The organism is Pseudoduganella aquatica, assembly GCF_020865585.1.
GTDB classification, from domain to species: domain Bacteria; phylum Pseudomonadota; class Gammaproteobacteria; order Burkholderiales; family Burkholderiaceae_D; genus Rugamonas; species Rugamonas aquatica_A.
Genome location: NZ_CP086370.1, coordinates 1,613,809 through 1,629,885, shown reverse-complemented (window position 1 = coordinate 1,629,885; position 16,077 = coordinate 1,613,809). Strand labels below are relative to the sequence as shown.

At 66.4% G+C, this 16,077-nt stretch carries 18 protein-coding genes; 9 read left to right on the top strand and 9 right to left on the bottom strand.

Features of this window, described 5'->3' with window-relative positions; translation table 11 throughout:
• Positions 1 to 13: 13 nt before the first annotated feature.
• Complete coding sequence (locus KT882_RS07190; RefSeq protein WP_161075687.1) at positions 14 to 631, bottom strand: response regulator; 618 nt, start codon at positions 629 to 631, stop codon at positions 14 to 16.
• Between the two features lie 173 nt (positions 632 to 804).
• On the opposite strand from KT882_RS07190, the gene KT882_RS30760 reads away from it, so the two are divergent.
• Genes KT882_RS30760 through KT882_RS07160 form a run of 5 tightly spaced genes read left to right on the top strand, consistent with a single transcriptional unit; the run spans position 805 to position 5,027 of the window.
• A complete protein-coding gene (locus KT882_RS30760; RefSeq protein WP_321170333.1) occupies positions 805 to 2,412 on the top strand; it encodes a methyl-accepting chemotaxis protein in 1,608 nt (535 codons plus the stop codon).
• Positions 2,413 to 2,449: 37 nt separating this feature from the next.
• On the top strand, positions 2,450 to 2,782 hold the full coding sequence (locus KT882_RS07175) for a hypothetical protein (protein WP_228895093.1): 333 nt from the start codon (positions 2,450 to 2,452) through the stop codon (positions 2,780 to 2,782).
• A gap of 35 nt (positions 2,783 to 2,817) precedes the next feature.
• On the top strand, positions 2,818 to 3,819 hold the full coding sequence (locus KT882_RS07170) for a response regulator (protein ID WP_228896559.1): 1,002 nt from the start codon (positions 2,818 to 2,820) through the stop codon (positions 3,817 to 3,819).
• 3 nt (positions 3,820 to 3,822) lie between these two features.
• The gene (locus KT882_RS07165; protein ID WP_228895091.1) at positions 3,823 to 4,722 is read left to right on the top strand and encodes an HDOD domain-containing protein; all 900 of its coding nucleotides are present in this window, start codon (positions 3,823 to 3,825) and stop codon (positions 4,720 to 4,722) included.
• Positions 4,719 to 5,027 carry a helix-turn-helix domain-containing protein gene (locus KT882_RS07160; protein WP_228895089.1) on the top strand — a complete coding sequence of 103 codons (309 nt, stop codon included), beginning with the start codon at positions 4,719 to 4,721 and terminating at the stop codon, positions 5,025 to 5,027. Before KT882_RS07165 ends, KT882_RS07160 begins: the two co-directional genes overlap by 4 nt.
• Positions 5,028 to 5,132: 105 nt before the next feature.
• Here KT882_RS07160 and secA read toward each other — a convergent pair whose 3' ends face one another.
• Positions 5,133 to 7,883 (bottom strand): preprotein translocase subunit SecA, encoded by a 2,751-nt coding sequence (gene secA, locus KT882_RS07155; RefSeq protein ID WP_161071555.1) that lies wholly within the window; start codon positions 7,881 to 7,883, stop codon positions 5,133 to 5,135.
• A 276-nt stretch (positions 7,884 to 8,159) separates the two neighbouring features.
• On the opposite strand from secA, the gene KT882_RS07150 reads away from it, so the two are divergent.
• A complete protein-coding gene (locus KT882_RS07150) occupies positions 8,160 to 8,642 on the top strand; it encodes a DciA family protein (protein ID WP_228895087.1) in 483 nt (160 codons plus the stop codon).
• On the opposite strand, the gene lpxC is transcribed toward KT882_RS07150, so the two are convergent.
• Positions 8,636 to 9,574, bottom strand: a complete 939-nt coding sequence (gene lpxC / locus KT882_RS07145) for a UDP-3-O-acyl-N-acetylglucosamine deacetylase (protein ID WP_161071557.1) — start codon at positions 9,572 to 9,574, stop codon at positions 8,636 to 8,638. The two genes, KT882_RS07150 and lpxC, sit on opposite strands and share 7 nt — an antisense overlap.
• 110 nt (positions 9,575 to 9,684) lie before the next feature.
• On the bottom strand, positions 9,685 to 10,527 hold the full coding sequence (locus tag KT882_RS07140) for a DMT family transporter (protein ID WP_161071558.1): 843 nt from the start codon (positions 10,525 to 10,527) through the stop codon (positions 9,685 to 9,687).
• A 229-nt stretch (positions 10,528 to 10,756) separates the two neighbouring features.
• Between KT882_RS07140 and KT882_RS07135 the strand changes: the two genes are divergently transcribed.
• Complete coding sequence (locus KT882_RS07135) at positions 10,757 to 11,212, top strand: DUF2628 domain-containing protein (protein ID WP_161071559.1); 456 nt, start codon at positions 10,757 to 10,759, stop codon at positions 11,210 to 11,212.
• Here the strand turns inward: KT882_RS07135 and KT882_RS07130 are convergent.
• On the bottom strand, positions 11,175 to 12,134 hold the full coding sequence (locus KT882_RS07130) for an AraC family transcriptional regulator (protein ID WP_228895085.1): 960 nt from the start codon (positions 12,132 to 12,134) through the stop codon (positions 11,175 to 11,177). The genes KT882_RS07135 and KT882_RS07130 overlap by 38 nt on opposite strands.
• A 130-nt stretch (positions 12,135 to 12,264) precedes the next feature.
• Here KT882_RS07130 and KT882_RS07125 point away from each other — a divergent pair, with 130 nt between their 5' ends.
• Positions 12,265 to 12,801 (top strand): carboxymuconolactone decarboxylase family protein, encoded by a 537-nt coding sequence (locus KT882_RS07125; RefSeq protein WP_161071561.1) that lies wholly within the window; start codon positions 12,265 to 12,267, stop codon positions 12,799 to 12,801.
• Positions 12,802 to 12,868: 67 nt separating this feature from the next.
• The gene (locus KT882_RS07120) at positions 12,869 to 13,372 is read left to right on the top strand and encodes an SET domain-containing protein (protein ID WP_161071562.1); all 504 of its coding nucleotides are present in this window, start codon (positions 12,869 to 12,871) and stop codon (positions 13,370 to 13,372) included.
• 10 nt (positions 13,373 to 13,382) lie between these two features.
• On the opposite strand, the gene KT882_RS07115 is transcribed toward KT882_RS07120, so the two are convergent.
• The 4 genes from KT882_RS07115 to ftsZ all read right to left on the bottom strand — a co-directional run bounded on the left by KT882_RS07115 (position 13,383) and on the right by ftsZ (position 15,939).
• Positions 13,383 to 13,658: a type II toxin-antitoxin system RelE/ParE family toxin gene (locus KT882_RS07115; RefSeq protein WP_161071563.1), complete on the bottom strand. Its 276-nt coding sequence runs from the start codon at positions 13,656 to 13,658 to the stop codon at positions 13,383 to 13,385.
• Positions 13,655 to 13,990, bottom strand: coding sequence for a hypothetical protein (locus KT882_RS07110; protein WP_161071564.1), 336 nt, complete (start codon positions 13,988 to 13,990; stop codon positions 13,655 to 13,657). Before KT882_RS07110 ends, KT882_RS07115 begins: the two co-directional genes overlap by 4 nt.
• A gap of 119 nt (positions 13,991 to 14,109) precedes the next feature.
• On the bottom strand, positions 14,110 to 14,613 hold the full coding sequence (locus tag KT882_RS07105) for a peroxiredoxin (RefSeq protein ID WP_161071565.1): 504 nt from the start codon (positions 14,611 to 14,613) through the stop codon (positions 14,110 to 14,112).
• Positions 14,614 to 14,718: 105 nt separating this feature from the next.
• Positions 14,719 to 15,939, bottom strand: a complete 1,221-nt coding sequence (ftsZ, locus tag KT882_RS07100; protein WP_161071566.1) for a cell division protein FtsZ — start codon at positions 15,937 to 15,939, stop codon at positions 14,719 to 14,721.
• Positions 15,940 to 16,077 lie beyond the last annotated feature (138 nt).

Genomic DNA, 16,077 nt, shown 5'->3' with positions numbered 1-16,077 from the left:
TTTCTCAATTTAATTATATTTTATTCCGCAGCCTTTGTGCGCAGCACGCGCGCAAATATCCGCGCAGCTCGTCGAAATTGACCGGCTTGCTGAAAAACACCACGCCGTCGGGCACGCCGCCGCGCGCCGCCAGCGCCTCCGGCGCCAGGCCGGACAGGATGGCGATGTGCATCTCGGCCAGTTCCGGGTAGCCCAGGATGGTCTTGATCATCTCGTAGCCGTCCAGGCCGTCCATGACGATGTCGGCCAGCAGCACGTCCGGCTTGTGGCTGGCGATCTCGATCAGCGCCTGGTAGCCGTTCTCGCAGAAGCGCACCGTCAGCGGCAGCCCCCATAGCGCCAGTTGGTGCTGGTACAGGGCGCGCTGCATCGGATTGTCCTCCACCACCAGCACCGACACCGTCGCGGCCGCCGCCTGCGGGACGGACGGCGCGACCGCCCCGCCCGAAGCGGCGGCGCGGTAGGCCTGCACCGCCGACAGCGGGATGCGGCGGTGCCCGCCCTTGGTCTTCCAGGCCTCGATCACGCCGGCCTCGACCAGCTGTTGCACGGAAGAGACGGAAATACCCAGCAGTTCAGCCGCGCGCTGGGTCGTGCAGACCTCCTCGGCAGCGCTGTCGACAGGCTTCATGGATGGGCCGCCGCGTCTGGCGCAGTTATCGATAGAAAAAACAAATTAAACATTTTTACCAAATTAATCAATTTTTATATAGAATTGTTTCCAGGATGCAGCTCCGCCGGTCCCGCAGCACATTATGGGCCTGAAGCGGCGCGCCGCAAAGCACATCACAACCGGAAACCACCATGAAACTGAGCCATCTGAACATCGCACCCCGCCTCGCGCTGGGCTTCGGCGCCGTCATCGCACTGCTGATGCTGCAGGTGGGACTGTCTTATGCGCACATGCACAGCCTGGCCGACGAACTGTCACTGATCGGCGCGGACCGCTACCCCAAGGTGGCGCAGGCCCAGCGCATCAAGGACGGCGTCAACGCCACCGCGCAGCGCCTCTGCAATCTGCTGCTGATGACAGAGCCAGCCGCCGTGGCCGCCGAGCGCGCCGGCATCGTGCGCAGCGCGGCAGACCTTGACACCGCCTTCGGCGCGCTCGAACACCTGAGCGCCGGCGAACAGGACAAGTCCCAGCTGGAGGTGCTGCAGGCCGGCTTCGTCAGCCAGCGCCAGCGCTTCCTGGCCGCGCTGGACCAGCAGCAGCCCGCGCAGGCGCTGGCCATTTTGCTGAAGGACGTGCGTCCGGCCCAGCTGCGCTACGCGGAACGCCTGGATGCGCTGATTGAACGCCAGACCAAGCTGATGGCCGACGACGAGCTGAGCGCAGAGCACGAGACCACCGTCGCCACCACCCAGCTGCTGGCGCTGGCCGCGGTGGCCGCTGCGCTGGCCGCGGGGATAGGCGTGCTCATCAGCCGCAGCGTCACCACTCCGCTGGCGCGCGCCGTGCGCTTGGCCGAGCGCGTCGCGGACGGCGACCTCAGCTGCAAAATCGAGAGCGGCGGCCGCGACGAGACGGCGCGCCTGCTGCAGGCGCTGGCCGCCATGAACGAGCGCCTGGCCGGCCTGGTGCGCCAGGTGCGCGACGGCGCCGCCGCCATCGCCACGGCGTCCGCCGAAATCGAGTCGGGCAACCTGGACCTGTCGGCGCGCACCGAACAGCAGGCCGGCGCCCTGGAAGAGACCGCCTCGTCGATGGAAGAGCTCACCTCCACGGTGCAGCAAAACGCCGACAACGCGCGCCAAGCCAACCAGCTGGCCGTGACCGCCTCCGGCGTGGCCGAGCGCAGCGGCGCTGTGGTCGGCCGGGTGGTCGACACCATGGGCGCGATCCAGGCCAGTTCGGCCAAAATGGCCGACATCATCGGCGTGATCGACGGCATCGCCTTCCAGACCAACATCCTGGCCCTGAACGCGGCGGTGGAAGCGGCCCGCGCCGGCGAGCAGGGGCGCGGTTTCGCGGTGGTGGCCAGCGAGGTGCGCAACCTGGCGCACCGCTCGGCGGCGGCGGCCAAGGAGATCAAGAACCTGATCGGCGCCTCGCAGGCCCAGATCGACAACGGCGGCAGCCTGGCGCAGCAGGCCGGCGAGACCATGAAGGAAGTGGTGGCCTGCGTGCGGCGCGTGACCGGCATCATGGGCGAAATCCAGGCCGCCAGCCAGGAGCAGCGCGCCGGCATCGAACAGATCAACCAGGCCGTCACCGAGATGGACGGCGTGACGCAGCAGAACGCCGCGCTGGTCGAGCAGGCCGCCGCCGCCTCCGGCGCGTTGCGCGAGCAGGCCGCCGCTCTTGCCACGACCATCGAGGTATTCAAACTGGACGCGGCCGAAACCCCGCGTCCGCCCCGCGCCGTGCCGGCGGGCCGGCCGCGCGCCGCCGTGCTGGCCCTGGCCTGAAACCGGCGCTTCCCTCTACCCTACAAGGAGAACCACCATGTCCCTCCCACTTGCGCCAGCCCAGGCGGGCGCCATCGATCCGCTGTATGTTCGGCTGGGCATGATTACGCGCGGCGTGCACGACACCCTGTCGGCGCTGCGCGTCGGCCTGGACGCCGAAACGGGCGCCATGCAGGCCGCGCTGCACCGGACCCAGCCCGACGCCAACCTGACCAGCCTGCTGGCGCTGCGCCTGCTGGCCCAGCTCGAGCGCACGGAGACCGACCTGATGCACCTGCTGGCCGACAGCCAGCGCAAGGGCAGGATGGCGCGCCGTGGCAGCGCTGCCGGACACTGCATCGACGAACTGCTGGGCAGTGCGGCGCGATGACGGCCGCACAGACGCAGGCATACACGGCGCCGCCCATGCAGGTGCTGATCGTCGATGACGACCCGGTCAACCTGGACCTGTTTGCGCACATGCTCGCCGCGCTGCCCGGCGTGGCGCCGGTGCGCGCCGGCACGCCGGAACAGGCGCTGGACTGGTGCCGCGCGCACCAGCCGGACGCGGTGCTGCTCGACTACATGATGCCCGGCATGGACGGTATGCAATTCCTCGAACGCTTCCGCGCGCTGCCCGGGCTGGACACGGTGCCGGTGATGATGATCACCGCCGACACCGGGCTGGCGGTGCGCCATCGCGCGCTAGAGGACAGCGCCAACGACTTCCTGACCAAGCCGGTCAACAAGACCGAGCTGCGGGCGCGGGTGCGCAATATGCTGACACTGCGCTCGGCCCAGCTCAGCAAGATGAACCAGGCCGCCGGCGAACTGGCCGCCCAGCAGTCCGAAGCGGTGCAGCAGCTGGTGCGCGCGGCCGCCTTCCGCGACCCGGAAACCGGCGCCCACCTGCAGCGCATGGCCCACTACGCCCGCCTGATCGCGGCCGGGCTGGGCTGGCCGGAGCCGCAGCAGGCGCTGCTGCTGGCGGCCGCGCCCATGCACGACATCGGCAAGGTCGGCATTCCCGACCACATCCTGCTCAAGCCGGGCCGGCTGGACGCGGCGGAAATGGCCATCATGCGCGGCCACTCGGCCATCGGCGCCGCCATCCTCGGCACGGCCGCCACGCCGCTGCTGGGCATGGCGGCCGCCATCGCCCTGTGCCACCACGAGCGCTATGACGGCCAGGGTTACCCGGCCGGCCTGCGCGGCGACGCCATTCCGCAGGCCGCGCGCATCGCCGCCGTCGCCGACGTGTTCGACGCGCTGACCTCGGCCCGCCCCTACAAGGCAGCGTGGCCGCTGGAACGGGCCGAAGCCTTCCTGCGCGAGCAGCGTGGCGCCCATTTCGACCCGGCCTGCGTGGACGCCTTGCTGGCCGGCTGGGACGAAGTGCTGGCCATCCACCAGCGATTCCAGGACTAGCCCATGAAAGAGCTGATCGATTTCACCGAACTGGAAGCGGCCGGCCTGCTGCCCGAGCCGCCCGCCGCCGTGCAAGCCCTGCTGCCGCTGTGCCGCGACGGCGCCGACCTGGCGGCGCTGGCCGCCGCCATCGCGCGCCAGCCGCGCCTGTCCGCCGGCCTGGCCAGGCTGGCCGGCCACGACGGCGCGGCCAGCGCCGCCGCCCTGGCCGCGCTGGGGCCGGCCGTGGTGCAGCAGATGACGCTCGCACTGGGCATGCTCGGCGCCCACCGGCGCGGCCCCTGCAGCGCCTTCGCCTACCCGCAATACTGGTCGCGCGCACTGGCGCTGGCCTGCGCCGCGCAGCAGCTGGGCGGCGCAACGGCCCGGGCCGCCCTGTTCAGCGCGGGCCTGCTGGCCGGCTGCGGGCAGCTCGGGCTGGCCAGCTCGCGTCCGCGCTCCTACGCCAAGCTGCTGCGCGAAGCAGAGGCGGCGCGCTGGCAGCCCGACGTCCTGCTGGCCATGGAGGAGGCGCGCTACTGCTACAACCACCTGAAACTGGGCGCGGCCATGCTGCGCCACTGGAACGTGGCGCCGTCCCTGGCCGAAGCCGTCCAGCATCTGGACGCGCCCGAACAATGCGCCACCGCCCCGGCGCGCGCCTTGGCCCGGCAGCTGCACCTGGCGCAGCAGGTGGCCCAGGTGTGCGCTGCGGACCCGGAGCAGCGCGCCGAACTGCTGCCGGAGCTGGCCGCCACCGGCGCCCTGCTGGAACTGAACGTGCCGGCCTTGCTCGCGCTTACCGAGCGCGCCGGCCTGGCCTGGCGCCGCTGGTGCGTGGCGCTCGACCTGCCCTGCGTCCAGCGGCCGCGCCCCGCCGCCGCCGCCCCCATTTATCGCCAACCAGAGAGGAGACCCACATGACCACCACCGGCCCCTGCGGCGGCGGCGCCGCCCACCTGTTCGACACGCTGATCAAGGAGCAGCATTTGAAGAACGACGCCGCGCTGTGCCGCGCCGCCGGCATCGGTCCGCCGCTGATGAGCAAGATGCGCAACGGCCGCCAGCGCGTCAGCGCCGAAGTGATGCTGCGCCTGCACGAAGCCTTCGGCATGCCATTCGCCACGCAGCGCCTGCTGCTGGCGTGCGACAGCAGCTATCCGCACCGCCCGCACCTCCGCCGCGCCGGCGCGCAGCAGCAGGCCGAAGCCGCCCAAGCGGCAGGCTGAGGCGCCGGCAGCGCGCAAAAAAAAACCCGCCATAAGGCGGGGATGGAGACTAGCTGCCGCCACGGGCCGCGCAGCCTGCTGCTGCTGCGCGCCGCCCGGCCCGCATCAAGCCAGCTTGCCGTGGCAAGCCTTGAACTTCTTGCCGCTGCCGCAAGGGCAAGGGTCGTTGCGGCCAACGCGCAGGCCGCCGTCGTCCGCCGACGCGGGCGCCGCGGTTGGCGCCAGCAACTCCTCAGGCGCCGCATTCGGATTGAAGTCCGCGTGCTGGTAATGCACATTCTCCAGGTGGGTGGCCTGCATGGCCGCTTCGGCCGCGTCGATTTCCTCGCGCGACTGGATGCGCACCGTCATCACATGGCGCACCACCTCGTTCTTGATCATGTCCAGCATCTGGCCGAACAGCTCGAAGGCCTCGCGCTTGTACTCCTGCTTCGGATTCTTCTGCGCATAGCCGCGCAGATGGATACCCTGGCGCAGGTGGTCCAGCGCCGCCAGATGCTCGCGCCAGTGGCTGTCCACGCTTTGCAGCATGACATTGCGCTCGAAGCCGCCAAAGGCGTCCTTGCCCACGATGTCGATCTTGGCCTGGTACACGGCGTCGGCCGCAGCCAGCACCTTCTCCAGCACTTCGTCGTCGGTCAGGCTGGCGTCGGCCGCCAGGGCGGCCTGCAGATCCACCTGCACCTGCCACTCGGTGGCCAGGGCCGCTTCCAGGCCGCGGATATTCCACTGCTCCTCGACCGACTCCTCCGGCACGAACTCGCGCACGATGTCGGTGAACATGCCATGGCGCAGCGACTGGATCATCTCCGAGATATCGGTCGCTTCCAGCAGCTCGTTACGCTGCTGGTAAATCACCTTGCGCTGGTCATTGGCGACGTCGTCATACTCCAGCAGCTGTTTGCGGATATCGAAGTTGCGCGCCTCGACCTTGCGCTGCGCCGACTCGATGGAACGGGACACGATGCCCGCCTCGATCGGTTCGCCTTCCGGCATTTTCAGGCGGTCCATCACGGCGCGCACGCGGTCGCCCGCGAAGATGCGCAGCAAAGGATCGTCCAGCGACAGGAAGAAGCGCGACATGCCGGGATCGCCCTGGCGCGCCGCGCGGCCGCGCAGCTGGTTGTCGACGCGGCGCGACTCGTGGCGCTCGGTGCCGACGATGTGCAGGCCGCCGGCAGCGACCACCTGCTCGTGCAGCGCCTGCCAGCCCGCGCGCAGCGCCTGGGCTTGGGCGGCCTTGTCGGCGTCGCTCAGTTCCGGATTCGCTTCGATGAACTTGATCTGGCTTTCCACATTGCCGCCCAGGACGATGTCGGTGCCTCGGCCCGCCATATTGGTGGCGATGGTGATGGCTTTCGGGCTGCCGGCCTGGGAGATGATCTCCGCTTCGCGGGCGTGCTGCTTGGCGTTCAGGACGTTGTGCGGCAGGCCGCCCTTGGTCAGGATGCCCGACAGCAGCTCCGAGTTCTCGATCGAGGTGGTACCCACCAGCACCGGCTGGCCGCGGTCGTAGCACTCGCGGATTTCCAGCAGCATGGCGTTGTACTTTTCCTGGTTGGTCTTGTAGACCTGATCCTGCTTGTCCTTGCGCGCCGACGGGCGGTTAGGCGGGATCACCACGGTTTCCAGGCCGTAGATCTCCTGGAATTCATACGCTTCGGTATCGGCCGTACCGGTCATGCCGGCCAGCTTGGCGTACATGCGGAAGTAGTTCTGGAAGGTGATCGAGGCCAGGGTCTGGTTCTCGTTCTGGATCTTCACGCCTTCCTTGGCTTCCACCGCCTGGTGCAAGCCGTCGGACCAGCGGCGGCCCGTCATCAGGCGGCCGGTGAATTCATCGACGATCACCACTTCATTGTTCTGCACCACGTAGTGCTGATCCTTGAAGTACAGCGCGTGCGCGCGCAGGGCCGCGTACAGATGGTGCACCAGCGTGATGTTGGCCGAATCGTAGAGCGAGGCGCCTTCCGGCAGCAGGCCCATTTGCACCAGGATGGCCTCGGCCTTCTCGTGGCCGGCTTCGGTCAGCAGCACCGAGTGCGCCTTCTCGTCCTTGGTGTAATCGCCGGGCACTTCAACGCTGCCCTTGCCGTCCGGAGTTTCCTCGCCAACCTGGCGGGTCAGCATCTTCGGCACTTCATTGATCTTGTAATACAGATCGGTGTGGTTTTCGGCCTGGCCGGAGATGATCAGCGGCGTGCGGGCCTCGTCGATCAGGATGGAGTCCACCTCGTCGACGATGCCGAAGTTCAGCGCGCGCTGTACGCGGTCGCGTGCCTCGAAGACCATATTGTCGCGCAGGTAATCGAAGCCGAATTCGTTGTTGGTGCCGTAGGTGATGTCGGCCGCGTAGGCGGACTGCTTGGCGGCGTGCTCCATCTGCGACAGGTTGATGCCGGTGGACAGGCCGAGCCAGTTGTACAGCTTGCCCATGGTTTCGGCATCGCGCTGGGCCAGGTAGTCATTGACGGTGACGATATGGACGCCCTTGCCCGACAGCGCGTTCAGATAGGCCGGCAGGGTCGCGGTCAGGGTCTTGCCCTCGCCGGTGCCCATTTCGGCGATCTTACCGTAATGCAGCACCATGCCGCCGATCAGCTGGACATCGAAGTGGCGCATCTTGAAGACGCGCTTGGACGCCTCGCGGCAGACCGCGAAGGCCTCCGGCAGGATGGCGTCCAGCGCCTCGCCGCCGGCGATGCGTTCCTTGAAGGCCGGGGTTTTCGCCTGCAGCTCGGCATCCGACAGCTTCTCCATGGCCGGCTCGAGCGCATTGATTTCGCGTACCGTTTTTTGATATTGCTTGAGCAGACGCTGGTTGCGGCTGCCGAAAATCTGGGTCAGTAAGGACATTGGTTAACGCCGTTAAAAAAAGCTAGGGTGTAGGGTGCTCAGCTTGCCAAGGGCAAAAGACCGATGATTTTATCATGCCGTCCGGCCAAGGTTGGGTTATTGCCCCGTATAACAATAGCCAGTATGGTAACAAACTCGGATTTTCCCGCCACTTTCAGCCCATTCCTACAAGCGAGCTGAGCCGCACTCTCCCCAATCCGGGGTCAGACCCCGAAGGAGGGCGAATGCGGCTCAGCTCGCTTGGGGCGGGCGGCGGGCTGTGGTATGTTTCGGGCCATGCGCTTATTCAATTCCCTCAATCAAGGCCGCTCGCCCAAGGTGGCGACGGACTTTCTGAAAAGAAATGACAAGATGGCGGCCCTGCTGCCGGCCATCGAGCGCATGGCCGCGCTGCAGAAGGATTGCGCCGCCACCCTGCCCAGCATGTTCAGCCATTGCGAAATCCTGGCGTTCGAGGACGGCCATCTGCTGCTGTCCACCCCCAGCTCGGCCGTGGCGGCCAAGCTCAAACAGCAGCTGCCGAAATTACAAGATACGCTGCAGCAGCGCGGGTGGCAGATTAACAACATCCGCCTGCGGGTGCAGATGATGAAGGCGGCCGACATCAAGCCGCAGATGCGCACGCTGAGCCTGCCGCCCGCTGCCGTCACCGCCTTCGAGGAATTGAGCAAGTCGCTCGAGCAGAGCAAGCAGAACGGCCACCTGATCGAAGCGCTGCAGCTACTGGTGCAGCGCCGCCGCGACCGGCCCGATTACTGATTCAGGTCCCACTCGTGCGTCATCTGGCGCACATAGGAATCCGGCGCCGACTCCACCGTGTCGTAAGTCACCACTTCATACGACGACGGATCGGCCAGCAGCGCGCGCAGCAGCTGGTTGTTCAGCGCGTGGCCCGATTTGTGCGCCTCGTAGCCCGCCACCAGCGGGTGGCCGACCAGGTACAAATCGCCGATCGCGTCCAGGATCTTGTGGCGCACGAACTCGTCGTCATAGCGCAGGCCGTCCGCGTTCAGGATGCGGTACTCGTCCATCACGATGGCGTTCTCCAGCGAGCCGCCGCGCGCCAGGCCTATGCCGCGCAGCATCTCCACGTCCTGCATAAAGCCGAAGGTGCGCGCGCGGGCAATCGCCTGCACATAGGTGACGTCGCCGAAATCGATGCTGGCGCGCTGCGCCGTGCCGTCCACCGCCGGGTGGTTGAATTCAATGAAGAAGTCCAGCTTGAAGCCGTCGTGCGGCACCAGGCGGGCCCACTTCTCGTTGCCCGGTTTGCCTTCTCGCACTTCCACCGGTTTGAGCACGCGGATGAATTTCTTGGCCGCGTCCTGCTCCTGCACGCCGGCCTGCTGCAGCAGGTAGACGAAGGACGAGGCCGAGCCGTCCATGATGGGGATTTCCTCGGCGCTCACGTCCACGTACAGATTGTCGATGCCCAGGCCGGCGCAAGCCGACATCAGGTGCTCGACGGTGGAGATGCGCACGTCGCCCTTGCTCAGCACGGTGGCCATGCGGGTATCGGTCACGCCCATGGCCGAGGCCGGGAACTCCACCGGCGGCTCCTGGTCCACGCGGCGGAACACGACGCCCACGCCGGGCGCGGCCGGACGCAGCGTCAGCACCACCTTGGTGCCCGAGTGCAGGCCCACGCCGGTGGTGCAGACTTTTTCTTTGATGGTGCGTTGTTTTAGCATCCGCAAATTATATCGGAGATGCCGCTGCCCCGCCCCGGCCAGGCGAGCTGAGCCGCATTTCGCGCAATTTGGGGTCAGACCCCGAAGTGGAGTAAATGCGGCTCAGGCTGCTAGGGGTGCTCGGCTTCGGCGTGCACCGCTTCGCGCCGCACCAGGTAGATGCCGCTGCCGATGATGATGGCCGCGCCCAGCAGGGTGTAGCCGTCCGGCAGCGTGTTCCACAGCAGCCAGTCGATCGCCACGCCCCAGGCCAGCGCCGAGTATTCGAACGGCGCCACGATCGAGGCCTTGCCCATGCTGAAGGCGATGGTGATGGCCAGCTGGCCGAAAAAACCGCTCAGCGCCAGCCCGGCGATAATCAGCCAGTCCTGCGGCCGTATCGCCACCCAGCCCTGCCAGCACATGGCCACCGAACCGGTCCCCATCATCACCAGCAGCCAGAACATGATGTGCTCGCTGGCGTCGCTGCGGCTCAATATGCGGCTGGCGATGGCCGACACCGCGTAGCACGCCGCCGAGCCCAGCACCGCCAGCCCGGCCAGCGAAATAAAGCTGGCGCCGTCCGGCCGCAGCACCACCAACACCCCGCCCAGCCCGACCACGATGGCGGCCCACTGCATGGCGTCCACCTTTTCCTTCAGGATGAACACCGACAGCGCCGTGATCAGCGCCGGCGCGATAAAGAAGATCGAATACGTGTCGGCCAGCGGCAGGCTTTTCAGCGCGTAGGCGAACATGGTGAGCATGCCGATGCCGAGCACGCCGCGCAGCAGCTGCAGCGGCCAGCGCACCCGCAAAATGCCGCCGAACTTGCCGCGGTAGGCCATATAGGCGCACACCAGTGGCAGCGACGACAGCGAGCGCAGCGCCGTCACCTGCATGGCGGGATAGTGGGCGGACAGCAGTTTCATCGCCGTGTCCATCAGCGCGAACATGGCGACAGCGATCAGCATGGCGTAGATGCTGCGCAGGTTTTCGGCTTGCGGGGTCAGAGGAGCTCCTTGCGCGTGGCGTCGTGAGGGGCGCCCGATTATAGCAAGTGCGCGAGTGTTGCGTTTACGCACCGCGTCCGCCGCGCAGCGACTTTATTCCGCGCCGCGCCCGGGCAGTGTGACAAAGCACGTGTTTTTGCGGGCTGGCGCGGCGGTATCATGGCAGGCATCCTCCCCACCAAGGAAATAAATGCCGTTCTGCCAGCAATGCGGATCCCAAGCCTCGTCCACCGCAGACTTCTGTTTCAACTGCGGCGCCGACGTCGCGGCTTCGGCGCTGGCCCTGCCCGGCCTGCCCGACGGCTGGAAAGCCATCTTCGCGGCCCTGCAGAAAGGCGGCGGCGTGGACCTGCCGCAATCAATCGAGCTGAGCCTGGCCGAACGGGCGCAGGTGCTGTTCAATCCCTGGGCTTTCCTGTTCGGGCCGTTCTACTACGTGGCCAAGGGCATGGCGCGCAAGGCGCTGGTGCTGACGGCGCTGGCGGCGCTGCTGGTGTGCGCCGCGCGCCTGCTGTTCGGCGCGCTCGGCCTGCACAGTGTGATGGCGTCGGCACTGCTGTGCTTCATCCCCTCCGCCCTGTTCGCCACCCGCGCCAATGTCGACTACTTCAAGAAGATGGTGCTGGACGACGACGGCTGGCTGTAAGCGGCGCCGCCGCGCCGCGCCGGTAAGCGCCGGGGCCGACGCCGTAGCTGCGCTTGAACACGCGGTTGAACGCGGCCTCGGACTGGTAGCCCACCTGCTCGGCTATCTGCCCGGCCGGCAGCCGCCCTTGCGCCAGCAGGGCCGCCGCCCTGGCCATGCGCGTCTGCGTCAGCACCGCCGCCGGCGTGCTGCCGGCAGCCTTCAGGAACAGCCGCGCGAACGTGGCGCGCGACATGTGGCACAGGCCGGCCAGTTCTTCCAGCGTCCACGGCTTTTCCGGCTCGGCCAGCATGGCCAGCAGCGCCGCCTGCAGCCGCTGCTCGGCCAGCAGCGCAAACAGGCCCGGCATGGCCGAGGCCTGCTCCAGCCAGGCCCGCATCAGCAGCGCGAACAGAGCCGACGCCAGCTGCGACACCACGGCCCGCGCGCCTGGACGGACGGTCTCGGTCTCCACCCGCAGCATCGCCATCAGCGACTGCAGGCCGGCGAAGTCGTCGCGCCCCGCCGTGCGCACGTGGATCAGCTCGGGCAGCGCGGCAAGCAGCGGATGAGGGCCGCCAGCGCCGAACTCCAGCCGCCCGCACAGGATGTCGGTGGCCTCCCCCTGGCCGCCGTTCTCGTACACGCGCACCACCTGCCCGCTCTCGAACGCGCGCGGCACCGGCGGCTGCGCGGCAGGATCGTCGGTGTGCAGCTTGTGCGGCGACCCGTGCGGGAACAGCAGGATGTCGCCCGCCTGCACCGCGATGCCGCGCTGCGCGCCCACCTCCAGCCAGCCGCCGCCGCTCACCACCAGGTGATACGGCGCCACTCCGGCCGGCTCGGCCGGCTGGTCCAGCACCCAGGGCGCGCCGAAATGGCAGCGGATGTCCAGCGCGGTCTGCACCGGATACAGCGACAGCAAGCGGCTTAAAGCTCCCATGGGACTCTCCGATTGAGACGATTAAGCAAATTTTAGCGCATTTCAGGCATTAAAAGATTCACCCAAGCGGCCTAAACTTCTTTCCATGCCGACACACAAACCAGTCGGTCCCACACTGAGAGGAAATATCATGAGCCGTCTGCACACCATCGCCACCACCGAAGCCACCGGCCACGCCGCCCAGCTGTTCACCGCCATCAAAGGCGCCATCGGCATGGTGCCGAACGCCTACGTGGCGGTTGGCAGCAACAGCCCGGTCGCCCTGGAAGCCGCCCTCAACCTGGACGGCGCGCTGAAAAAATCCAGCCTGAGCGTCAAGGAAATCGAGATCATCAAGCTGGCCATCAGCGAAGACGCGGGCTGTGACTACTGCCTGGCCGCGCACACGCTGATGGGCGCGAAAGCCGGCCTGAGCCGCCCCGCCATCCTGGCCGTGCGCAAAGGCGGCGCCTCCGGCGACGACCGCGCCGACGCGCTGGCCGCCTTTGCCCACACCCTGGCGCGCAGCAGCGGCACGGTGCCGGCCGAAGCCGTGGCCGCCGTGAAGGCGGCCGGCTACAGCGACGCCCAAATCGTCGACACCCTGCTCGCCATCGCCAGCATCACCTTCACCAACCTGGTGAACCGCGTGAACGACACGGCGCTGGATTTCCCGGCAGCGGATTGATAGACGGCGGAGAAACGCTTGCGGGAGATGTGGCACGCAGCCCGCAAGCTGCGGTAATATTACCGCCATGCCTACCCCTACCGACCTCCCGCTCTACATCGTCAAAGAATCCCCCATCCACGGGCGCGGCGTGTTCGCGCGCGAGGACATTCCGCCGGGCACGCGCATTATCGAATACACCGGCGAGCGCATCAGCAGCGACGAGTCGGCGCGGCGGGCGGAAGCGGGGGGCGGCCCCATCAACCACACCTTCTTCTTCAGCCTGGAGGACGGCAGCCTGATCGACGGCGGCAGCGGCGGCAACGACGCGCGCTGGATCAACCACGCCTGCGAACCCAACTGCGAAGCCTACGAGGAAGACGGCAAGGTCTTCATCTACTCGCTGCACCACATCGACGCCGGCGAGGAACTGAACTACAACTACGCGCTGATCTACGAGGCGCGCCACACGCCCGCCGTCAAGCGCGCCTTCGCCTGCTACTGCGGCGCGCCGTCCTGCACCGGCGTCATGCTCGCGCCCAAGCGCCGCAGCCGCAAGCCCGCCAAAAGCGACGCGCACAGCGCCACCTGATCCATTCCGTTCAAGGGTAGCGTTTGCGCGCATGGATGACGTTCAAGGCATAAACCGAGGATACGTCCTCGTAAAAGACAACAATGTAATTTTTGTGCGCCACCAGCTCGAAGGTGCCGGCTACCCGGCCGGGACGCCGAGGGAAATTTGGATCAGCTAACTTGTCGACCTGTTCGTCGATACGCAGCCACAAATCAACAGCTGCGCGCGGATTGCTCCTGGCGATATAGCGTTCGATATCATCCAGATCCTCCTGGTAGCTGCGGCTACGCAGAACGCGCTTCATGGCGCGTCTCGTTGCATCCTTTTGTTTGTCCTGAGCAGTTCCCAATCATCCGGGGCATAGATGGTATTGCTGCCGTCCTCGAGCCCAGACAGAGCTTTCCGAATGGCATGGCTGGCGGCATCATTACCAGCGATGTGAACATCGCTAATCCCGGCGTCCCGCAATAGCTGCAACGCTTCCCCTGGCTCTGTGAAGCGCCTCGCCAGCCGGTGCAAGCCGCCCCCTGCGACGATCTGCACTTCGAACCCGGCGCCATCCGCCTGCAAAGTTATCGAATCCACCCGTCCTGCGGCGTGGTCCTGCTGTAGTTGTTCCAGGGTCAGAAATTGCATGGCAGCCTCCGTGCTCAAATTATGCAAGCACGCCACGATCATACCTTGATATTTCACCAGCCAATAAAACAAAAACGGCGCCATCGGTGCCGTTGTGCTTTGCTGCGGGAGAGCCGGGATTACAGCTGGCCCAGCAGGGTTTCCGCGTTCGAGACTTCGAACTTGCCGCCCTGCTCGATGTTGAGCTGGGTGACCACGCCGTCTTCCACCAGCAGCGAGTAGCGCTGCGAGCGGGTGCCCATGCCGAACTTGCTGAAGTCGGCGTCCAGGCCCAGGGCCTTGGAGTAGGCGGCGTTGCCGTCGGCCATCATGCGCACGGTGCCGGTGGCTTTCTGGTCGCGGCCCCAGGCGCCCATGACGAAGGCGTCGTTCACGCTGATGCACCAGATCTCGTCCACGCCCTTGGCTTTCAGCTCGGCCGCGTGCTTCACATAGCCCGGCACGTGCTGCGCCGAGCAGGTTGGGGTGTAGGCGCCCGGCAGGCCGAAGATGGCGATCTTCTTGCCCTTGACCAGGTCTTCCACCTTGAAGGTGTTCGGACCCAGCGAGCAGCCTTCGGTTTCGGTTTCGATGAATTCGGACAGGGTGCCTTCCGGCAGTTTGTCGCCGATCTTGATGGTCATGGTGACTCCTTTTGTATGGTTGTGAAAAAGCCGCGCCAGGCGCGGCTTGCCTCTGGCAAGAACTCGAAGTATGCCAGAGGTTGGAGGAATGCGTCGGCTGCGCGCTTAGTCGGCTTGCTTGCGCAGGAAGGCCGGGATGTCGTAGGTTTCCATGCCCGACTTCTGCAGCGCGTTCACCTGCTCGGAAGCCGATTCGCGGCGCCATACCGCAGGCGCCTTCATGCCGTCGAAGGCTTGCGCGCCGCCGCCCGAGATGCCGCCGCCCACGCCGCCCATCGTCACCGACGAGGTCACGGCGCCGCCGCCCAGCGCTGCCTGCGGCGCATTGTGGGTGCCGGTGCGCAGCATAGGCTGCTGGACCAGCTGCACATGCTTCTTGGCTTTGCCCAGGCCGGTGGCCACCACGGTCACGCGGATCGCGTCGCCCATCTCGTCGTCGTAGGCGATGCCCTGTGCGATCGACGCGTCCGGCGCGGCGAAGGCGCGCACGGCGGCCATGACTTCCTTGATCTCTTTACCTTTCAGGCCGCGCGAGGCGGTCACGTTGACCAGCACGCCGCGCGCGCCGGACAGGTCCACGCCGTCCAGCAGCGGCGAAGCCACGGCCTGCTCGGCGGCGATGCGCGCGCGGTCCACGCCGGAGGCGGTGGCGGTGCCCATCATGGCTTTGCCCTGCTCGCCCATGATGGTCTTCACGTCGTTGAAGTCGACGTTGATATGGCCAGGCACGTTGATGATCTCGGCAATACCGGCGACGGCGTTGTTGAGCACATCGTCGGCGTGCTGCAGCCACTCGATCAGCGATTCGTCTTCATAGATCTCTTCCAGCTTCTCGTTCAGGATCACGATCAGCGAGTCGACGTTGGCGGCCAGCTGCTCCAGGCCTTCGTCGGCGATGTCCATGCACTTCTGGCCTTCGTGCGAGAACGGCTTGGACACCACGGCCACGGTCAGCGCGCCCATGGCCTTGGCCACTTCGGCCACGATAGGCGCGGCGCCGGTGCCGGTGCCGCCGCCCATGCCGGCGGCGATGAACACCATGTGCGCGCCGCGCAGCGCGTCTTCAATGCGCGCGCGCGATTCTTCGGCCAGCTTGCGGCCCACTTCCGGTTTCATGCCCGCGCCCAGGCCGGTCTCGCCGATCTGGATGATGTTGCCGGCCTTCGAGGCCGACAGCGCTTGCGCGTCGGTGTTGGCGGCGATGAATTCCACGCCGCTCATGCCCTTGTTGATCATGTGCTGAACTGCATTGCCACCTGCTCCGCCGACGCCGACGACCTTGATGACGGTGCCCAAAGCTGCGTTATCGACCATATCAAACTCCATGATGTGCTCCTATCAGAATGCCGTTTTCAATCGCCAGTCCTCATATCGTTAGGAGAGCTGGGGATTGAAAACTGCGGTTTCAATTAAAAATTATATTAAGTTCAAAAACCGTCAAAACCAATGCAACACTAAAACCAC